Origin of the sequence: Pedobacter sp. N36a, assembly GCF_014472395.1 — a bacterium.
In the GTDB taxonomy this organism is placed as follows: domain Bacteria; phylum Bacteroidota; class Bacteroidia; order Sphingobacteriales; family Sphingobacteriaceae; genus Pedobacter.
This window is the reverse complement of the sequence record NZ_JACSZW010000001.1, coordinates 151,432-168,829: the sequence shown is the minus strand read 5'-3', so window position 1 is coordinate 168,829 and position 17,398 is coordinate 151,432. Positions and strand designations below refer to the sequence as shown.

Annotated in this window: 18 protein-coding genes; all 18 read left to right on the top strand. The window is 41.0% G+C overall.

Annotation, left to right across the window (positions count from 1 at the left end):
• Positions 1–94 precede the first annotated feature (94 nt).
• The 18 genes from H9X96_RS00830 (at position 95) to H9X96_RS00750 (ending at position 17,396) form a co-directional block, all read left to right on the top strand.
• Entirely contained in the window at positions 95–712 is a 618-nt protein-coding gene (locus tag H9X96_RS00830) for a GNAT family N-acetyltransferase (protein WP_187664455.1), read from the top strand.
• An 8-nt stretch (positions 713–720) separates the two neighbouring features.
• A complete protein-coding gene (locus H9X96_RS00825; protein ID WP_370576690.1) occupies positions 721–1,875 on the top strand; it encodes a M20/M25/M40 family metallo-hydrolase in 1,155 nt (384 codons plus the stop codon).
• A gap of 10 nt (positions 1,876–1,885) precedes the next feature.
• On the top strand, positions 1,886–3,217 hold the full coding sequence (locus tag H9X96_RS00820; RefSeq protein ID WP_187664454.1) for a sigma-54 dependent transcriptional regulator: 1,332 nt from the start codon (positions 1,886–1,888) through the stop codon (positions 3,215–3,217).
• A 269-nt stretch (positions 3,218–3,486) separates the two neighbouring features.
• Positions 3,487–3,564: a K(+)-transporting ATPase subunit F gene (gene kdpF, locus H9X96_RS00815; protein ID WP_082461871.1), complete on the top strand. Its 78-nt coding sequence runs from the start codon at positions 3,487–3,489 to the stop codon at positions 3,562–3,564.
• Between the two features lie 9 nt (positions 3,565–3,573).
• Positions 3,574–5,292, top strand: a complete 1,719-nt coding sequence (gene kdpA / locus H9X96_RS00810) for a potassium-transporting ATPase subunit KdpA (RefSeq protein WP_187664453.1) — start codon at positions 3,574–3,576, stop codon at positions 5,290–5,292.
• 92 nt (positions 5,293–5,384) lie between these two features.
• The gene (gene kdpB / locus H9X96_RS00805; protein WP_187664452.1) at positions 5,385–7,418 is read left to right on the top strand and encodes a potassium-transporting ATPase subunit KdpB; all 2,034 of its coding nucleotides are present in this window, start codon (positions 5,385–5,387) and stop codon (positions 7,416–7,418) included.
• A gap of 46 nt (positions 7,419–7,464) precedes the next feature.
• Positions 7,465–8,031 (top strand): K(+)-transporting ATPase subunit C, encoded by a 567-nt coding sequence (locus H9X96_RS00800; protein WP_187664451.1) that lies wholly within the window; start codon positions 7,465–7,467, stop codon positions 8,029–8,031.
• Between the two features lie 175 nt (positions 8,032–8,206).
• Positions 8,207–9,277 (top strand): porin, encoded by a 1,071-nt coding sequence (locus H9X96_RS00795; RefSeq protein ID WP_187664450.1) that lies wholly within the window; start codon positions 8,207–8,209, stop codon positions 9,275–9,277.
• Positions 9,278–9,401: 124 nt separating this feature from the next.
• Complete coding sequence (locus H9X96_RS22785; RefSeq protein ID WP_255430941.1) at positions 9,402–9,524, top strand: hypothetical protein; 123 nt, start codon at positions 9,402–9,404, stop codon at positions 9,522–9,524.
• A 6-nt stretch (positions 9,525–9,530) separates the two neighbouring features.
• The gene (locus tag H9X96_RS00790) at positions 9,531–10,658 is read left to right on the top strand and encodes a sensor protein KdpD (protein WP_187664449.1); all 1,128 of its coding nucleotides are present in this window, start codon (positions 9,531–9,533) and stop codon (positions 10,656–10,658) included.
• Between the two features lie 94 nt (positions 10,659–10,752).
• Complete coding sequence (locus H9X96_RS00785) at positions 10,753–12,507, top strand: ATP-binding protein (protein ID WP_187664448.1); 1,755 nt, start codon at positions 10,753–10,755, stop codon at positions 12,505–12,507.
• A gap of 447 nt (positions 12,508–12,954) precedes the next feature.
• Complete coding sequence (locus H9X96_RS00780; RefSeq protein ID WP_187664447.1) at positions 12,955–13,959, top strand: beta-ketoacyl-ACP synthase III; 1,005 nt, start codon at positions 12,955–12,957, stop codon at positions 13,957–13,959.
• Between the two features lie 36 nt (positions 13,960–13,995).
• Positions 13,996–14,418, top strand: coding sequence for an acyl-CoA thioesterase (locus tag H9X96_RS00775; protein ID WP_222943808.1), 423 nt, complete (start codon positions 13,996–13,998; stop codon positions 14,416–14,418).
• An 82-nt stretch (positions 14,419–14,500) separates the two neighbouring features.
• The gene (locus H9X96_RS00770; RefSeq protein ID WP_187664446.1) at positions 14,501–14,875 is read left to right on the top strand and encodes a hypothetical protein; all 375 of its coding nucleotides are present in this window, start codon (positions 14,501–14,503) and stop codon (positions 14,873–14,875) included.
• A gap of 127 nt (positions 14,876–15,002) precedes the next feature.
• The gene (locus H9X96_RS00765; RefSeq protein ID WP_187664445.1) at positions 15,003–15,437 is read left to right on the top strand and encodes a hypothetical protein; all 435 of its coding nucleotides are present in this window, start codon (positions 15,003–15,005) and stop codon (positions 15,435–15,437) included.
• Complete coding sequence (locus H9X96_RS00760; protein ID WP_187664444.1) at positions 15,437–16,075, top strand: SCO family protein; 639 nt, start codon at positions 15,437–15,439, stop codon at positions 16,073–16,075. Before H9X96_RS00765 ends, H9X96_RS00760 begins: the two co-directional genes overlap by 1 nt.
• Positions 16,076–16,079: 4 nt before the next feature.
• Positions 16,080–16,469 (top strand): hypothetical protein, encoded by a 390-nt coding sequence (locus H9X96_RS00755; RefSeq protein WP_187664443.1) that lies wholly within the window; start codon positions 16,080–16,082, stop codon positions 16,467–16,469.
• A gap of 126 nt (positions 16,470–16,595) precedes the next feature.
• Positions 16,596–17,396, top strand: coding sequence for an MbnP family protein (locus H9X96_RS00750; RefSeq protein WP_187664442.1), 801 nt, complete (start codon positions 16,596–16,598; stop codon positions 17,394–17,396).
• The last annotated feature ends 2 nt before the right edge of the window (positions 17,397–17,398 follow it).

Below are 17,398 nucleotides of genomic sequence, written 5' to 3'. Positions count from 1 at the left end.
ATTCCTGCCTTAATCAACGTTAAAACGCAGTTTCGTTGATTTTTCCTGCTTAGGCACCGACTTTGAACAGGGCTTTGGTAAAATTAGAATACTAATGGAAAATCCAATGATCTTTGTGCGTATTGCTACCATAAATGATATAAAATACGTAGATGAAATAATTGAGGAAACCGCGTCCTCTGCTATTGCCCGCGGATCGGGTATTTCAAAAAGAACGCCAGAATCGCTCGCACAGAAAATGAGGGATGAAAAAGCCGTTATAGCGGTTACCAGCAGTGGGGAATGGGTAGGCTTTGCCTACTTTGAAACCTGGGAGAATGATCAATTTATTTCCAATTCCGGATTAATTGTTGCCCCTCAATTCAGGAAATCTGGTGTAGCTAGGGCTATAAAAGACCGGATTTTCAGGATCTCCAGGAGAAGGTATCCTCGGGCAAAGGTATTTAGCATCACCTCTGGGATGGCCATTATGAAGATGAATACTCAGCTTGGCTTTGAACCGGTCACCTTTGCGGAGATTACACACGATCCCAATTTCTGGGAAGGTTGTAAAAGCTGCGTCAATTACGATGTATTGCAAGGCAAGAAAAAATCTAATTGTTTGTGTACAGCTATGTTATTCGATCCTGAAAAAATAAAACAGGTACAAGAACAGGAATTCTCTACCGAATCCTATCAACGATATTTTTCCAAAACTAATCTTCCTTCTTAATGAAATCAATGATGAACACCCATACAGAAAATAGCGCAGGTCAATTGCCCGATCTTTATACTTTAAGTGAAGACCCACTGGAGCTATTAAAAAAAATGATTGCCACCCCTTCTTTTAGTGGCGAAGAACAGGATACTGCCGACCTGATTGAGGCTTTCCTGCACAAACACCATGTTTTTACTTTTCGAAAGCGCAATAACATCTGGTGTTACAATAAGAATTTTGATCCGGCAAAGCCTACTTTGCTGCTCAATTCACACCATGATACGGTTCGCCCAACAAAAGCCTACCATCTCAATCCTTTTCTTCCTTTTATTGAGGAAGGGAAATTATATGGCTTGGGAAGTAATGATGCCGGAGGCTGTCTGGTGTCCCTGATCGCAGCTTTCCTTCATTTCCATGAATTTGAAAACCTGCCTTACAACATTTGTCTGGCGACAACAGCAGAAGAGGAGACTTCTGGAGAATATGGATTAAAATCTATTCTTCCGGAACTCCACAACATCGCTTTTGCCATCGTAGGAGAACCTACACAAATGGAAATGGCCGTCGCCGAGAAAGGATCTATGGTATTAGATTGCACCAGTTTAGGAAAACCAGGACACGCGGCAAGGGAGGAAGGCGACAATGCCATTTATAAAGCACTGCAGGACATCCAGTGGTTTTCGGACTTTGTTTTTCCTATTGAAGGGGACTTGCAAAGCCCGGTTAAAATGACCGTAACTGCAGTACATGCCGGTTTACAGCATAACATTGTGCCTGGAGAATGCGATTTTACAGTAGACATCCGTTTTACCCACAGCTGGACGCCAAAGGAAATTTTAACCACGATTCAGAATCATACGAACTGTCAGATAAAAGTGAGGCCAAATGTAATGCAGCCATCTTTCATTGATGGTTACCATCCTTTAGTGATGGCCGGGAAAGAGATTGGAAAAACAACGTATTGCTCTCCAACCAGTTCCGATCAGGGCTGGCTGGAAGTTCCTTCTTTGAAAATGGGGCCCGGCAACTCTGCCAGGTCACATACTGCTGATGAGTTTATCTATGTAGAAGAAATCAGGTCTGGAATTGTGACGTATATTTGGATGCTGGAAAATTTATTTAGCCATCATGACCGCAAGAAAAACCTAGTTGTGTCAGATAATTATTATAATTGTTGAAATTAATGATATGCAAGACACCGTCCTAATCATCGATGACGAGAAAAAAATCTGCAGCCTTCTGGCCAGAATTATTGAGCTGGAGGGATTTAAGGTATTTCAGGCAAACACCGGAAAGGAAGGATTGAAAACCCTCGCCATGCAAGATGTGAATGTCGTGATCAGCGATGTGAAGCTGCCTGATTTCAATGGCGTAGAGCTGGTAAAAGAAATCAAAAAGATCAAACCTTATGTAGAAGTCATTAACCTTACCGCTTTTGGAACCATTTCCGATGGGGTCATGGCGATGAGGAACGGAGCTTTTGATTACATCACCAAAGGTGATGATAACGATAAGATCATTCCATTGGTTTATAAGGCAATGGACAAAGTGAAACTTCAGCGGAGAGTGTACGAGCTGGAGCATAAAATCAGCAAAAAATATAGCTTTAGCAGCATTCTGGGGCAGTCGAAAGCCATGAAAGAGGCATTAGACCTAGCGCAGAAAGTTGCCAGTACAGATACTACAGTACTTTTACTGGGTGAAACGGGTACTGGTAAGGAGGTTTTTGCACAGGCGATTCATTATGAAAGCCCCAGGAAAAATAAACCTTTTGTGGCGCTGAATTGCAGCGGATTTAATCCGGAGCTCTTAGAAAGCGAGCTGTTTGGATATAAGCAAGGTGCATTTTCGGGGGCCAATAAGGATAAAAGAGGTTTACTGGAAGAAGCCCATGAAGGAACCTTATTCTTAGATGAAATCGGAGAGATGAACCTGGATTTACAAGCTAAGCTTTTGAGGGTATTGGAAAACCAGACCTTCATTAAGTTGGGGGATACGCAAACGAGTAAAGTCAATGTGAGGATCATTGCGGCCACGAACAGGGGATTGAAAGAAGAAGCCGATGCAGGAAGGTTTAGATTGGACCTCTATTACCGGCTTTCTGTGTTTTCTATAGAGCTGCCCAATCTCTCGCAAAGGAAAACCGACATCATGATGATCGCCAGACATTATTTAAAGGAGTTTGCCGCAAAAGTGAACAAACAAGATTTTACGATGGATGAACAATTTTCTGAGCTGTTGATGAAGCATGTCTGGAAAGGCAACATCAGGGAATTAAAAAATGTGATGGAAAGGGTAGTGATTCTCGCCGATGGGAATGTTGCGACTGCCAATTTGCTGCCTTATGAGTTTCATGCGGAAGTTCAGGAAGAAGATTCTATGAAAATGCAGGTGATGGAAAAACAGCACATCAATAAAGTATTAAAACATACCAGAGGTAATAAAACGGAAGCTGCCAGGCTATTGGGGATTGGTTTGACCACCCTTTACCGTAAAATGGAAGAGTACAAAATCAGCTAAACTGATCTATTACCAGCCATTCATTATGATAAAAAACCCTTCCAAAATGGAAGGGTTTTTTTATGTTCATTCATTAATGTTAAATGTAATAAGTATATTAACTATTGATTTTCAGTTTGTTATGGGTCTTTGTTGTTTTTTGGTATGCCAATTGGCTATAGGCATTTAAATAAATAAAATTATGTTAACAATCGTACTGCTTCTCGCCCTGCTTCTGATGGTCTGGGTATTTTACAAATCAATCGACTGGTTCGAAAAAATCTAAAATTATGATCGCATTATTCATTATCGCAATCGCAGTATTTATCTACATGGTATACGTGCTGATTAAACCTGAAAAATTTTAATTAACTGTTATGAACACTGAATTACTAGGTATTATTGCCACCTACGCCCTAACCTTGCTGATCGGAATACCTTTGGGTATTTATCTGGCAAAGATGTTTGCAGGTGAGAAAGTCTGGACTGACTTTCTAAAGCCCCTTGAAAAAGGAATCTATAAATTATCCGGAATTAATCCGGATGAATCAATGAATTGGAAACAGCACATGAAAGCGCTGTTGATGATCAACATGGTCTGGTTGGTTTATGGTTTTTTTGCACTGATCTATCAGGATAAATTGCCATTAAATCCAGACGGCAATCTTGGCCAGTCACCGGATCTTGCCTTTAACAGCATCATTAGTTTCGTGGTGAATTGTAACCTGCAGCATTATTCAGGGGAAAGCGGAGCCACCTATTTCACACAGCATTTTGTATTTATGTTCTTACAATTTGTGAGTGCTGCTACAGGTATTGCTGCTGCAGTAGTCTTATTTAAAGCATTCAGAGATAAAACCACTACTAATCTTGGTAACTTCTGGGTATTCTTTACCCGCTCAATTACCCGTTTATTGTTGCCGCTTTCTGTAGTTGTCGCAATTATCCTTGCTTTTAACGGTACCACTACCAGTTATGAAGGTAAAGACCAGTTTATTTCGCTGCAAGGGGATACGGTACATGTTTCCCGTGGTCCGGCAGCAGGTTTTGTAGCCATTAAACATCTAGGAACAAATGGTGGAGGTTGGTTTGGTGTCAATGGCGCGCATCCATTGGAAAATCCAAACTATCTCACCAATATGGTGGAAGTGATTTCACAGGTGATCATTCCAATTGCTATGGTGTTCGCTTTTGGATACTTTATCCGTAGAAAGAAAATGGCTTGGGTAATCTTCGGGATCATGACTTTAGGGATGATGTTATTGCTCGTTCCAACGGTCATTTCTGAGACCGGGGGCAGTCCTAATATTGCAAAAATGGGCGTAAGTCAGCTCACAGGAGCAATGGAAGGGAAGGAAGTCCGGTTCGGACCTACAGCAACTGCCTACTGGAGTACAGTAACGACTATTATTTCGACCGGTTCGGTCAATTCGATGCACGACAGTGCCATGCCTTTAACCGGGATGTTTCAATTGATTGCCATGATGATGAACTGCTTTTACGGTGGCTGCGGTGTGGGGATCTTGAACTACTTCATTTTTATCATTATTGCCGTATTCATTTCGGGATTGATGGTGGGTAGAACACCGGAATTCCTCGGACATAAAGTAGAGGCCAGAGAAGTTAAAATTGCTTCCATCATTGCGCTTTTGCACCCTTTTATTATCCTGGTAGGTACGGCACTTGCCGCTTATACGGTGACTAATTTTCCGGATGCGGATTGGCTGGTAAAACCGGCAAGCTGGTTAAATAATCCTGGTTTCCATGGATTCTCAGAGATGTTATATGAAAACACTTCAGCCGCTGCAAATAATGGATCTGGCTTTGAAGGTTTGGGTGATAATAACGTCTTCTGGAACGTGCTGACTGGTTTTGTGCTGATCCTTGGACGTTTCCTTCCGATCATTGGTCCGGTAGCTATTGCCGGATTATTGGCCTCGAAGAAATACATTCCTGAATCTGCGGGTACTTTAAGAACGGATACGTTAACGTTTGGTGTGATGACGTTTGTGGTCATTGTGATCATCGCTGCACTTGCCTTTTTCCCTGCGCTCACACTTGGTCCTTTAGCGGAACATTTCAGCATGATCAAGTAAGCAACCAGATTAGGTCAACTATAAAAAACAAACACATGGTGATGAACTGATCCTTTGATGACCTCATCACCATTGAAAAACAAAAGATTGTAATGAAAAATAAATCCAACATATTATTTGAACCTGCTTTAGTGAATACTGCATTAAAGCAATCATTTATCAAACTTGATCCGCGTTTGATGATCCGGAATCCGGTAATGTTTACCGTAGAGATTGGAACATTTGTGATGCTGTTTGTCACCATTTATTCCATCAGTAATTCCAGTCAGGGTTCTTTCGGATATAACTTTGTAGTGTTCCTGGTACTATTATTAACTGTTTTGTTCGCCAATTTTGCAGAGGCTATTGCCGAAGCAAGGGGTAAAGCACAAGCAGATAGTTTACGTAAAACCAGAGAAGAAACACCTGCAAAAGTGGTGATGAGCGATGGTACAATTGTAGTTCGCTCCTCTAATCAATTGAAAAAAGGAGATGTGTTTTTCTGTGAAACCGGAGATACCATCCCAACAGATGGAGAGATTATTTCGGGGATTGCCACCATCGATGAGTCAGCAATAACAGGGGAGTCTGCTCCGGTAATCCGCGAGTCTGGCGGTGATAAATCATCGGTCACCGGTGGTACCAAAGTATTGTCGGATCAGATTAAAGTGCAGGTAAGTACTGCTCCTGGAGAAAGTTTTCTGGATAAAATGATCGCTTTAGTGGAAGGTGCTTCTCGCCAGAAAACACCAAACGAGATTGCATTGACAATTTTACTAGCCGGTTTTACCTTGGTGTTTATCATTGTATGTATCACTTTAAAACCATTTGCTGATTATTCTAATACGCCGATTACTATCGCTTCTTTCATCGCGCTTTTTGTATGTCTGATTCCAACAACAATTGGCGGTTTGTTATCCGCGATTGGTATTGCGGGAATGGACAGGGCTTTAAGAGCTAATGTGATCACTAAATCAGGTAAGGCTGTAGAGACTGCGGGTGATATTGACGTGTTATTATTAGATAAAACCGGAACGATTACCATTGGAAACCGTAAAGCCACGAACTTTTATCCAACGGCAGGCATCATCATAAAAAGCTTTACTGATGCTTGTGTACTGAGTTCTTTGGCAGATGAAACTCCGGAAGGAAAGTCAATCGTTGAGCTGGCAGCAGCGCAGGATCCTAAATTGATCACTACTGCCCCTGAAGGTTCGAAGTTTATCAAATTTACCGCAGAAACCAGGTCGAGTGGATTAGATACTCAGGATGGCAGACGCATTAGAAAAGGTGCTTTTGATTCGATCAGAAACATTGTGATTTCCGCAGGAAACCCTTTCCCTATGGACATCGAAGAGCAGGTGAAAAGAATTGCTAGCAATGGTGGTACACCACTTGTAGTTTCAGAAAATGAACATGCTTTAGGTGTAATTGAACTGCAGGACATCATTAAACCAGGCATCTCTGAGCGTTTCGAGCGTCTGCGCAAGATGGGGGTGAAAACAGTCATGGTGACTGGTGATAATCCATTAACGGCTAAGTTTATTGCGCAGAAAGCAGGTGTAGATGATTTTATTGCGGAGGCAAAACCCGAGGATAAAATGAACTATATCAAAGAAGAACAGGCATTGGGCAAATTAGTGGCCATGATGGGTGATGGTACTAATGATGCGCCAGCATTGGCACAAGCAGATGTAGGTGTGGCCATGAATAGTGGTACGCAGGCTGCAAAAGAAGCAGGTAACATGGTGGATCTGGACAATGACCCAACCAAACTGATTGAGATCGTTGAAATTGGAAAGCAGTTATTGATCACCAGAGGAACACTGACTACTTTTTCTATTGCCAATGATGTGGCAAAATATTTTGCCATCGTACCCGCTTTATTCATCGTGTCAATCCCTGCTTTACGCAGTCTGAACATTATGAACCTGCACAGCCCGGAAACGGCCATCTTATCTGCTGTCATATTTAATGCGATCGTGATTCCATTATTGATTCCGGTAGCTTTGCGGGGAGTTTCTTATAAACCGATTGGCGCAAGTGCATTGTTGCGCCGCAACTTACTGATTTATGGAATAGGAGGAATCATCGCCCCATTTATCGGTATAAAATTAATTGATATGGTGATTTCCCTGATGGCCTAATCGCATTTAAAAAAGATCACAAAAGAATATTAAAATACAAATTGTCATGAAAAAATACATCATACAATCACTTAGATTAACCGGAGTACTGATGGTACTGCTTTGCATCATTTACCCATTAACTATTGCCTACATCGGGAAATTTACGCCTGGAGAAGGTGCTGGAGAGAAAATCACCAAAAACGGCAAAGTAGTGGGGTATGCTTTAATCGGCCAGTCCTTTACAAAACCTGAATATTTTTGGGGCAGACCTTCTGCTGTAGGATACAATGCGGCAGGTTCTGGAGGATCGAATAAAGGAGCAACAAACGAGGAATATCTAAAACAAGTATCCGATAGAGTGGATACGCTATTAAAATACCATCTTTACCTGAAAAAAGCAGATATCCCTGCGGATATGGTGACGGCTTCAGGAAGTGGGTTGGATCCCAATATTTCTGAAACAGGGGCCATTATGCAGATCAAAAGAGTAGCAGCATATCGCAAACTAAGCGATAGGACAGTAGCAGAATTAGTGGTGAAAAATACAGAAGGACCATTGTTCGGTCTTTTCGGTCCATCAAAAGTGAATGTACTCAAATTAAATGTTGCCCTCGATGAGTTAAAAAAATAAGTATCCCTCCCGATTGTGCTGCCTAAACTTAACGCGTTTGCCAAATCACAAGGTTTGGCAGCCCGAAAGGGAAAATATGCTTAAGAATTTATCCTCATCAACAAAAAAATAAAAAAAGGCGTAAAGGAGCCTGTGTAAATCCCTTCAACGTAACAGATAAGAAATTTATATATCAATGAAAAAATTAATAGTACTATCAGCTGTATTAGGCACTGCCCTTTGTTCTTATGGTCAGGAAGAATCTAAAATAAAAGTCTCGGGTTATGTAGAGACGTCTTATGGTTATGATTTCAACAGGCCTTCAGACAACAACAGACCGGGATTTATTTATTCCCATAACCGCAGCAACGAAGTAAACCTGAATTTAGGATTTATTAAAGCGGCTTACGACAATGGTGCTGTACGTGCAAATATGGCGATCATGGCTGGATCTTATGCCAATGCAAATCTTGCGGCTGAACCAGGGGTATTGAAAAACATCTATGAGGCGAATGCAGGGATTAAACTGTCAAAAACTCAAAACTTATGGATTGATGCGGGAATATTCTCTTCGCACATTGGTTTTGAAAGTGCCGTATCAAAAGATTGCTGGGTACTGACCCGAAATATTTCTTCTGAAAACACGCCATATTTTGAGACTGGCGCCAAAATCAGTTACGGAACTTTGGATGGAAAGTTCGGTGCAACCCTACTTTATTTAAACGGCTGGCAACGCATTACTCGTCAAAATGAAAATTCAAAACCTGCCGGTGGTCTGCAGTTGACCTGGAAACCTACGGATAAAATCACGGTCAACTATAGCAATTACTTAGGTTCTGAAGGTGCGGATTCGGTCCGCGTACAACGTTTTTACCACAATGTGTACGGGATTTTTCAAGTAACGGATCATTTGGGTTTAACACTTGGCTTCGATTATGGTACGCAGCAAAAAGAGAAGGGCAAAGCTGCGAAAAATGAAGTGCTTTCGCCGGTAGCCATTGCTCAGTATCGTATTAACCCGAATTGGGCAGTAGCAGGAAGAGTAGAATATTATGAAGATAGAAACGGAGTGCTGATTGCAACCGGAACGACTGAGGGTTTTAAAACGACTGGTTATTCTCTAAATTTAGACTATTCACCGGTTAGCAATGCAGTGGTTAGATTGGAAGGAAAACTGTATGATAGCAAAGACAAGATTTTTACACGTCGCGCATCTGCCGTAAATTACAACGCTGCAGTGACTGCTAGTATTGCTGTCGCTTTTTAAATTCATAGTTGATCAGAACATGTTCATCATTTTGTTTCCCAAAAGTGTCGGAATTCCCCATCCTGTCCCTTTCGAGATTTCAAAATGATGAACGTGTTTATTGAAAATATAAATACAACTATTCATGAGAAAAAGAAATTATAGTGCCACATCTGTTAAACTAATTCCTTTGCTGAGTGTTGCTTTACTATTGGCGATGTTGTTGTGGTATTTGATAGATCAAGCCTACGTGATTATTAAATGGTAAGCCCAGATGGAAGAGCATAAATCCAATGCAGTAAAAGATTTTATAGAACTCGTAAAGCGTTCCCGAAGGGGAAAGTTTAAGGTCTATATCGGTATGAGTGCCGGCGTAGGAAAAACCTATCGGATGCTGCAGGAATCTCAGGCATTGTTAAAAAACGGAATAGACCTGCAGATTGGTTATGTAGAAACGCACAATCGCGCAGAAACACATGCCTTGCTGGAGGGTATTCCCATTATTCCGAGACGTAAGATCTTTTACAGAGGAAAGGAACTCGAAGAGATGGACCTGCAGTCGATCTTGAATATTCATCCGGAAGTGGTGATTGTGGATGAACTGGCACATACCAATGTGGAGGGAAGCAAGAACTCGAAGCGCTGGCAGGATGTAGTTGATATTTTAGAAGCAGGAATCAGTGTGATCTCTGCCGTAAATATCCAGCATCTTGAAAGTATGAACTCGGAAATTGAAAAAATTACCGGCATTGCCATTACCGAAAGAATTCCAGATAAAATATTAGAATTTGCAGATGAGGTGGTCAACATTGATTTGACTGCAGATGAACTGATTGACCGTTTAAAAGCGGGCAAAATATATGATGAGAGTAAGATTTCCAGGGCATTGGGGAACTTTTTTCAGTCGGAAAAGATCCTGCAGCTTCGTGAAATGGCATTGAAAGAGGTTGCACATCGTTTGGAAAGGAAGATTAGTCTGGAAATACCTAAGCAAATTAAATTAAGGCCAGAGCGTTTTCTAGCCTGTATATCCAGTAACCATGAAACGGCGAAAACTGTGATCCGCAAAACCGCAAGACTGGCGTCTTATTATAATTCGCCCTGGATTGTGCTTTATGTACAGAATAGCAGTGAGGGCGGTAATAGAATTAAGTTAGATTTGCAGCGGCATTTGATCAATAATTTTAAGCTGGCGACAGAACTTGGGGCAGTGGTCATCAAAGTGAAAAGTGATGAAGTGACGCAAACGATCATGCGGATTGCCGATGAAAAAGAAGTGACTACGATTTGCATTGGAAAACCGCATTTAAATATTTTTCAGGTGGTCTGGAGAACAACTATTTTTAACCAGCTTTTAAAACATCTCTCTACCACAGAAACTGATCTGGTAATTTTGTCTTAATGGATTAAATCCCCATTCTAAAACAGGTCGCCGGCGCAATTAAAATACAAGGACAATTTAACCAGGATAAAATTCTTTATAACAATATACAATCATGAAAATAAAAACCAAACTCCGCCTTGGATTCGGATTCCTATTCATTGTGGTACTCTTTTTTGGCGCAATTTCTTTGTTTTACATGAATCAGATTTCATTGAGTTCCAAGGTGATACTGAAGGATAACTATGAAACCTTGAGTTATACCAGTAAAATGCGAGCGGTTCTGGATGAGCATCCTTTGCCTCTTTCGGGCGCTACCAAAGAGGAGTTTGAGCGTTACCTAGCAATGGAGGGTAAAAATATAACGGAGAAAGGGGAGGGGGCAGCAGTTTCTGCATTAGCGCAGGCCTATCAGGCGATGATGCTACCAGGTGCTGCTCAGGCGCAGGTTCAGCAAGCTGTTACTGCGTTAAGAGCGGAATTGAGAAAGATTGATCAATTGAACATGGCGGCGATTGTGCGTAAAAATGATGCGGCCCAAAAAGCCGTGGAAAAAGCAGCACTATATGTGATCTTTACCGCTTCTATCTGTTTCCTGATCTTATTTTCTTTTATTGTGAATTTCCCTGGTTTTGTGGCCAATCCCTTACGGGAATTCTCTGAAGCCATTCGGGAGATTTCTCGCAAAAATTATAAACAAAGGCTGGAATTTAATGGTTCAGATGAGTTTTCTGAACTGGCAGTATCTTTTAATACGATGGCTCAGGAGCTGAACAAATGGGAAAATAGCAACCTTTCCAAAATCCAGTCTGAAAAACTAAGGATTGAAGCGATTATTGAACAAATGCAGGATGCCATTATCGGCTTAAATGAGAAAAAAGAAATCCTTTTTTTCAATAAGGTGGCCGGTGAACTTTTGAACCTGAATGGGCCAGAGGTGATCGGTAAAAATGCACAGGAATTGATGAAAAAGAATGACCTGCTCCACCGGATTCTTCAGGACAAACCAACGGAGAAAACCATGAAGATTTATGCAGATCAGAAAGAGTCGTATTTCCAGCTGGAGAAAAGAGAAATTACTGTTCCTAGCTATGAGGCAGAGGCAGATGTGGCGATGTCGCAAACGGGAAAAACAGCAGGAGAGGTGTATATTTTGAAGAACATTACGCAGTTTAAAGAACTGGATGAGGCAAAAACTAATTTCATCGCTACAGTTTCCCATGAGCTGAAAACACCCATATCTTCTATAAAAATGAGCTTAAAATTGATGGACGATGAACGGGTAGGTTTAATGAACACAGAGCAGAAAGAGCTGGTGCAGCACATCAGGGAAGATTGCGGAAGGCTATTGAAAATCACTTCTGAACTTTTAGACCTGGCGCAGGTAGAAACTGGTAATCTGCAGCTGAATTTTGTGAAATCTGATCCCCGTAAGATTGCAATTTATGCCATGGATTCAGTGCGTTTCCAGGCGGAACAAAAATCTATTGAGCTGGAGCTGATCAGTCGGAATAACCTGCCAAAAATCTATGTAGATGTTGAAAAAACAGCCTGGGTATTGGTCAACTTTCTTTCTAATGCACTACGTTATAGCCCAGAAAAGTCTAAGGTGGTGATTCAGGTGATTGAAAACGGGGAAAATATTGAGTTTTCTGTACGGGATTTTGGAAAAGGAATTGAGGAGGTGTATCAAAAAAAATTGTTTGATAAGTACTTTCAGGTGCCTACAGACGGCAATAATAAATCAGGATCAGGATTAGGATTAGCGATTTCCAAAGATTTTATAGCCGCAGAAGGGGGTAAGATTTGGGTGGAAAGTGCCTTAGGAGAAGGCAGTAGGTTTTGTTTCTCCTTACCGGTTGCCCTTTAAGGTATTAAATGAGAGAAAAATTCACATCAATATAGGTTATTCTTGATTTAATAACGTTAACTAGAATATTGTCGATAGGAATGCCGATATGATGACTATAACATGGTGCTGTTTATAGATGGATTTGCTGGGTGATTCCAAAGCTTTATTTTTTTATATTGATTATTATCAGTGTTTTATGTCATTCGTTTAGCTGGAACTTCGTTGAAAGAAGCGTAGGTTTTGCTGTTTAGAAAAGCATGCGCAGTGATCCCAGAAGTGCAACTTTGCCTAAATTCGGATTGCGGTTTGAAGACCTGACCTAGGAAGGAAACAAAAAAAGCATGAATAGAAATGGCCGCAGCCGCAAAAGTACTGCGGGAATATGTTGGAGAAGCCGTAACTTTGCAAAAAAAAATATAACAGGCATCGGTATACTTGCCTGTTTCAATACATACAGCACACAGAATGAGAATACGTAAAAATGCGGTGATAACCGGAGTTGGTGGTTATGTTCCGGAAACTGTTTTGAGCAACCATGATCTGGAGACAATGGTGGATACCAACGAAGAATGGATCGTGTCCAGAACCGGGATCAAGGAGCGGAGAATAGTAAATGATGCGAGTATAGCCACTTCGGATATGGCTACCAGAGCCTTGTTGAGGTTAATGGAAGATGGGAATGTGAATCCGGATGATATAGACTGTGTGATTGTATCTACATCTACTCCAGATTATGTGATGGTTTCTACGGGGAGTATGGTGTGTGAAAAAGCAGGATTGAAAAATGCCTGGGGTATCGATACTAATGCCGCCTGCAGTGGTTTCCTTTATGCCCTCACATTAGGCGCAAGTATGATTGAAAGTGGCCGATGTAAACGTGTAGTTGTAATTGGTGCCGATAAAAACAGTTCGATCGTCAACTATAAAGACCGCAATACCTGCATTCTTTTTGGTGATGGTGCCGGAGCGGTTTTATTAGAACAAACAGAAGAAGAAGTAGGGTTAATAGATAGTTATTTCAGGACTGATGGCAGCGGTAAGGAAAATCTTATTGTGACTGCCGGCGGATCTAAACACCCCGCATCGCAGGAAACCCTAGATCAGAAATTGCATTATGTGCGCCAGGATGGACGTGTGGTATTTAAAGCGGCCATCCAGGGCATGACAGATACTTGCAGAGAAATCTTAAGAGCAAATGATCTGGACATCAAACAAATCAACTACTTGATTCCTCACCAGGCAAACTTAAGGATCATCCAGGCCGTAGGAGAGCAGCTGAACTTGACAGAATCACAGGTGAAAGTGAATATTGAGCGTTACGGAAATACCACTGCCGCTACCATTCCATTAGTTTTATGGGATTTTAAAGATGATTTCAAATATGGTGACAAGCTATTGTTAACTGCATTTGGCGCTGGATTCTCATGGGGTGCTACCTATTTAAAATGGGGCAAACTGAGAGGAAAATAGGATCTCCCTACAAGAGAAATGATTAAAGAAAATCAAATGACAGTACAAGATAATATTACCACAGAAAATAGCATTAGCGTAGAAGATCGAATTAAGGCTTCTGAGACACGCATTTTTAAAGCTGTATTTCCTAATACAACCAACCACTACGACACCTTATTTGGCGGAACAGCCATGCACATGATGGACGAGGTGGCTTTTATCACCGCTACGCGTTTCAGCAGGCAGATTATGGTGACGGTAAGCAGCGACAGGATTGACTTTAAAAAGCCTATTCCTGCCGGAACCATTGTTGAGCTGATCGGCACCGTTACACATATCGGAAACACGAGTTTGAAAGTGAGAGTCGAAATATATGTGGAGCAGATGTACTCCGAAGATCGTGAAAAAGCGGTAACCGGAGAATTTTCATTTGTAGCCATCGATGAACACAAGAAACCGATTAAAATATTAAAGTAATCAAATGAAAAGCAGGCTCTGGTCTGCTTTTTTTATGTTTTCATGGGTAAATCCACGGATTTGTTCCTTATCTTTGCGGCAGATGTTAATCAAACCAACAGCCATATTGCTTTTGTTCAGTTTACTTACTGTAAACTTTGCCAATGCTTTTGTATTTGCTGGTTTTGAGATGAATCAGCGCTATATTGCTGCTGAGCTCTGTGTGAATAAGGATAAACCCCAGCTGCAATGTAATGGGAAGTGCTATTTAATGAAAAAGTTAAAACAAGCACAAGACAAAGAACAAAAGCAGGAGAGACAAACACAGAAAACACAAATTCAAGATGCAGTTGTGGTAAACCCATTTCTGTTCAAACAATATGCTTTTGCGGAAATTACCTTACATGTTCCCGTTTCTACCGGAATGCCGCAATCGCTGCTAAACGCCATTTTCCATCCTCCTCAAATTCTTGGATAATTTACAACTTATAGGATAAATTACGAATACTGGTCTATTAAGATCCGGATACCGCTTTTTTATGCCTTTTTAAGAATGCGCTGTTTTTTTGATGCGCTTAATGTTTTGTGATTTTAAAAGAGTAAAAATGAAGAAATTAGTTGGCGCACTGCTACTGGCAATTACTGCTGTGGCTTGTACAACCCCTGTTGATTATAAGAAAGAACGTGATGAAGTGATGAAATTTCATGACCTGGTGATGGGCGATCATAGTACGATTGTAAACTATCAAATGAAACTAGATACGTTACAGCGGAATATGGCGGATTTGAAGACCAAATTTCCTGAAATTGATACGCTGAAAGAAAAGGAAAACATCAGTATGCTTTTGAAAGAGCTGACTGTTGCTGAGGACAGTATGAATGATTGGATGCATAAATTTGAGCCGGATATTACCGGTAAATCAACTGAAGAAGCGATTCAGTATTTCCAGTCGGAAAAAGCAAAGATTGTGGCAGTTGACAGCCTTTATAAAAAGGAGATTAAATCATCGGAGGCTTACTTCAGTAAATTCAAAAAATAATGAGGGGAATTTTAGCTGGCCTGACCCTCTCTGTCTCGTTTCTTTTTAGCTGTAAAGATCAACCGAAAAGGCTGCCTTTCCTGCAATTGGAACAAACAGAACGGGTCGTTGATGGCAAAACGGTAATAGATAGCGTTTTTAGAACGATTCCTGCCTTTAAACTCTTCAATCAGGATAGTATAGTGGTGACAGAGAAAGACTTCAATGGAGCGATCTATGTAGCCGATTTCTTTTTTACCTCCTGTCCGACGATATGCCCCACCATGCACCGTAATTTAATGAAAGTGTATGAAAAGTATAAAGGTAATTCCGAAGTAAAATTGGCTTCCCATACCATTGATGTGAAATATGATACCCCTTCTAAAATGAAAGATTACGCGAAAAAGCTAGGAGTAGAGGGTACGCAATGGGAATATTTATGGGGCAGCAGGGATGAGATTTATGCCCTTGCTGAACGTAATTATCTGGTTTCTGCACAGGAAGACAAGAATGCACCTGGTGGTTTTATACACCAGGGATATCTGGTGCTGGTAGATAAAGAAAAACGCATCAGAGGCGCTTATGATGGTACACTGGACAAGGACGTTCAGCATTTGATGGCCGATATGGACATTCTGTTAAAAGAGTATAAAAAATAAGTTCATGTTTAAACGCTTTACCTGCTTTATTTTATTGATCACCTTATTGCTGGCACAGTTCAGCAGGGTTTTCGTATATGCGGGTTTTGAGCTCAATGAGCAATACATTGCGACAGTACTTTGTGAAAATAAAGACAAACCGCAGCTGCATTGCAATGGTAAATGTTACCTCGCCAAAAAGCTGAAACAGGCAGAGGAAAAAGAGAAGAAACAGGAAAGAGATGCGCAAAAGAAAAACGCGCAGGATGTTTTCTTTGTGCAGGCGATTGATTTGCCGGTGCTTCCATTGTGTTTAAAAACGACTGAATTCCCTGGCGAGTTTTCTTTTGATCTCCCTGAAAGCAATAACGAGATTCCTCACCCGCCCCCTAGCATCTTTTTCATTTATTCTTAATTATAGCAGGCCGCTTCTTTGATCAAATTAAGTTTTTGCTGCTTCCTTACAATTATCGTTTTTTTTAATAAAAAGTCCATTTTTCCGACTTAAGGGGAGGACTATGGCATCAATATTTCAAATAAAATGAAAAAAATACTTACCCTAATGGCGGTATCAGCCTTGCTGTTCAGCGCTTGCTCAAAAGATAAAGATCCAATTAATGCCGTTGAAACTGACGGAAAAACAACCCTTACCTTCGACGCAAGGTTTGGAAATGACGATTTTGCATTGAATACTGATTTTAACATGGATGGCAAAACTTTCAACTTTAATAAATTCAGGTATTGGATCAGTAATGTCGTATTGGTGAATACTAATGGTGAAGAATTCAAAGTGCCAGGTTCCTACTTTTTACTCGAAGAAACTGGAATGATTACGCTGACTGGGGTTAATAACGACCTGCCTACTACGGTTTACCCAGCTACGAAGAGAGAAGAAGTGGTATTGAAAGACCTGAAAGCAGGAGAATATAAAACACTGAAATTCTCGGTTGGTGTGGATCCAAAATACAATGATAACCTGAGTTTATTGGCCGGAGAGCTTTCTCCATTAAATGGGATGACCAATGTTTCATGGATGTGGCTGACCAGCTATATTTTTACCTCGGCAACAGGAAAGGTCACAGAGGCTACAAATTCTAAAACCTTAAAAATTGAAACGGGTTTGAATGCCAACTACAAAACAGTAGTCCTGGATTTGCCGCAGACTTTGAAAGTCAGTGGCGGAAAGGCCTCTGGAGTTAGTTTAAATGTCGATTTGGCCAAAATTTTTGATGGGGTTGATGTGATGACTACTCCGGTTGTAGGTGCAGCAAAAGCCTCAGTCATGGCGGCAGTAGCGACCAATTACAGTACAAAAGTGTTCAGCGTAAAAGCAGTGAATTAGTA

What these genes read in the sequence shown, in the direction of transcription:
- H9X96_RS00830 (WP_187664455.1), top strand. Translation starts at nt 95, where the DNA reads ATGGAAAATCCAATGATCTTTGTGCGTATTGCTACCATAAATGATATA.
- H9X96_RS00825 (WP_370576690.1), top strand. Translation starts at nt 721, where the DNA reads ATGATGAACACCCATACAGAAAATAGCGCAGGTCAATTGCCCGATCTT.
- H9X96_RS00820 (WP_187664454.1), top strand. Translation starts at nt 1,886, where the DNA reads ATGCAAGACACCGTCCTAATCATCGATGACGAGAAAAAAATCTGCAGC.
- kdpF (WP_082461871.1), top strand. Translation starts at nt 3,487, where the DNA reads ATGATCGCATTATTCATTATCGCAATCGCAGTATTTATCTACATGGTA.
- kdpA (WP_187664453.1), top strand. Translation starts at nt 3,574, where the DNA reads ATGAACACTGAATTACTAGGTATTATTGCCACCTACGCCCTAACCTTG.
- kdpB (WP_187664452.1), top strand. Translation starts at nt 5,385, where the DNA reads ATGAAAAATAAATCCAACATATTATTTGAACCTGCTTTAGTGAATACT.
- H9X96_RS00800 (WP_187664451.1), top strand. Translation starts at nt 7,465, where the DNA reads ATGAAAAAATACATCATACAATCACTTAGATTAACCGGAGTACTGATG.
- H9X96_RS00795 (WP_187664450.1), top strand. Translation starts at nt 8,207, where the DNA reads ATGAAAAAATTAATAGTACTATCAGCTGTATTAGGCACTGCCCTTTGT.
- H9X96_RS22785 (WP_255430941.1), top strand. Translation starts at nt 9,402, where the DNA reads ATGAGAAAAAGAAATTATAGTGCCACATCTGTTAAACTAATTCCTTTG.
- H9X96_RS00790 (WP_187664449.1), top strand. Translation starts at nt 9,531, where the DNA reads ATGGAAGAGCATAAATCCAATGCAGTAAAAGATTTTATAGAACTCGTA.
- H9X96_RS00785 (WP_187664448.1), top strand. Translation starts at nt 10,753, where the DNA reads ATGAAAATAAAAACCAAACTCCGCCTTGGATTCGGATTCCTATTCATT.
- H9X96_RS00780 (WP_187664447.1), top strand. Translation starts at nt 12,955, where the DNA reads ATGAGAATACGTAAAAATGCGGTGATAACCGGAGTTGGTGGTTATGTT.
- H9X96_RS00775 (WP_222943808.1), top strand. Translation starts at nt 13,996, where the DNA reads ATGACAGTACAAGATAATATTACCACAGAAAATAGCATTAGCGTAGAA.
- H9X96_RS00770 (WP_187664446.1), top strand. Translation starts at nt 14,501, where the DNA reads ATGTTAATCAAACCAACAGCCATATTGCTTTTGTTCAGTTTACTTACT.
- H9X96_RS00765 (WP_187664445.1), top strand. Translation starts at nt 15,003, where the DNA reads ATGAAGAAATTAGTTGGCGCACTGCTACTGGCAATTACTGCTGTGGCT.
- H9X96_RS00760 (WP_187664444.1), top strand. Translation starts at nt 15,437, where the DNA reads ATGAGGGGAATTTTAGCTGGCCTGACCCTCTCTGTCTCGTTTCTTTTT.
- H9X96_RS00755 (WP_187664443.1), top strand. Translation starts at nt 16,080, where the DNA reads ATGTTTAAACGCTTTACCTGCTTTATTTTATTGATCACCTTATTGCTG.
- H9X96_RS00750 (WP_187664442.1), top strand. Translation starts at nt 16,596, where the DNA reads ATGAAAAAAATACTTACCCTAATGGCGGTATCAGCCTTGCTGTTCAGC.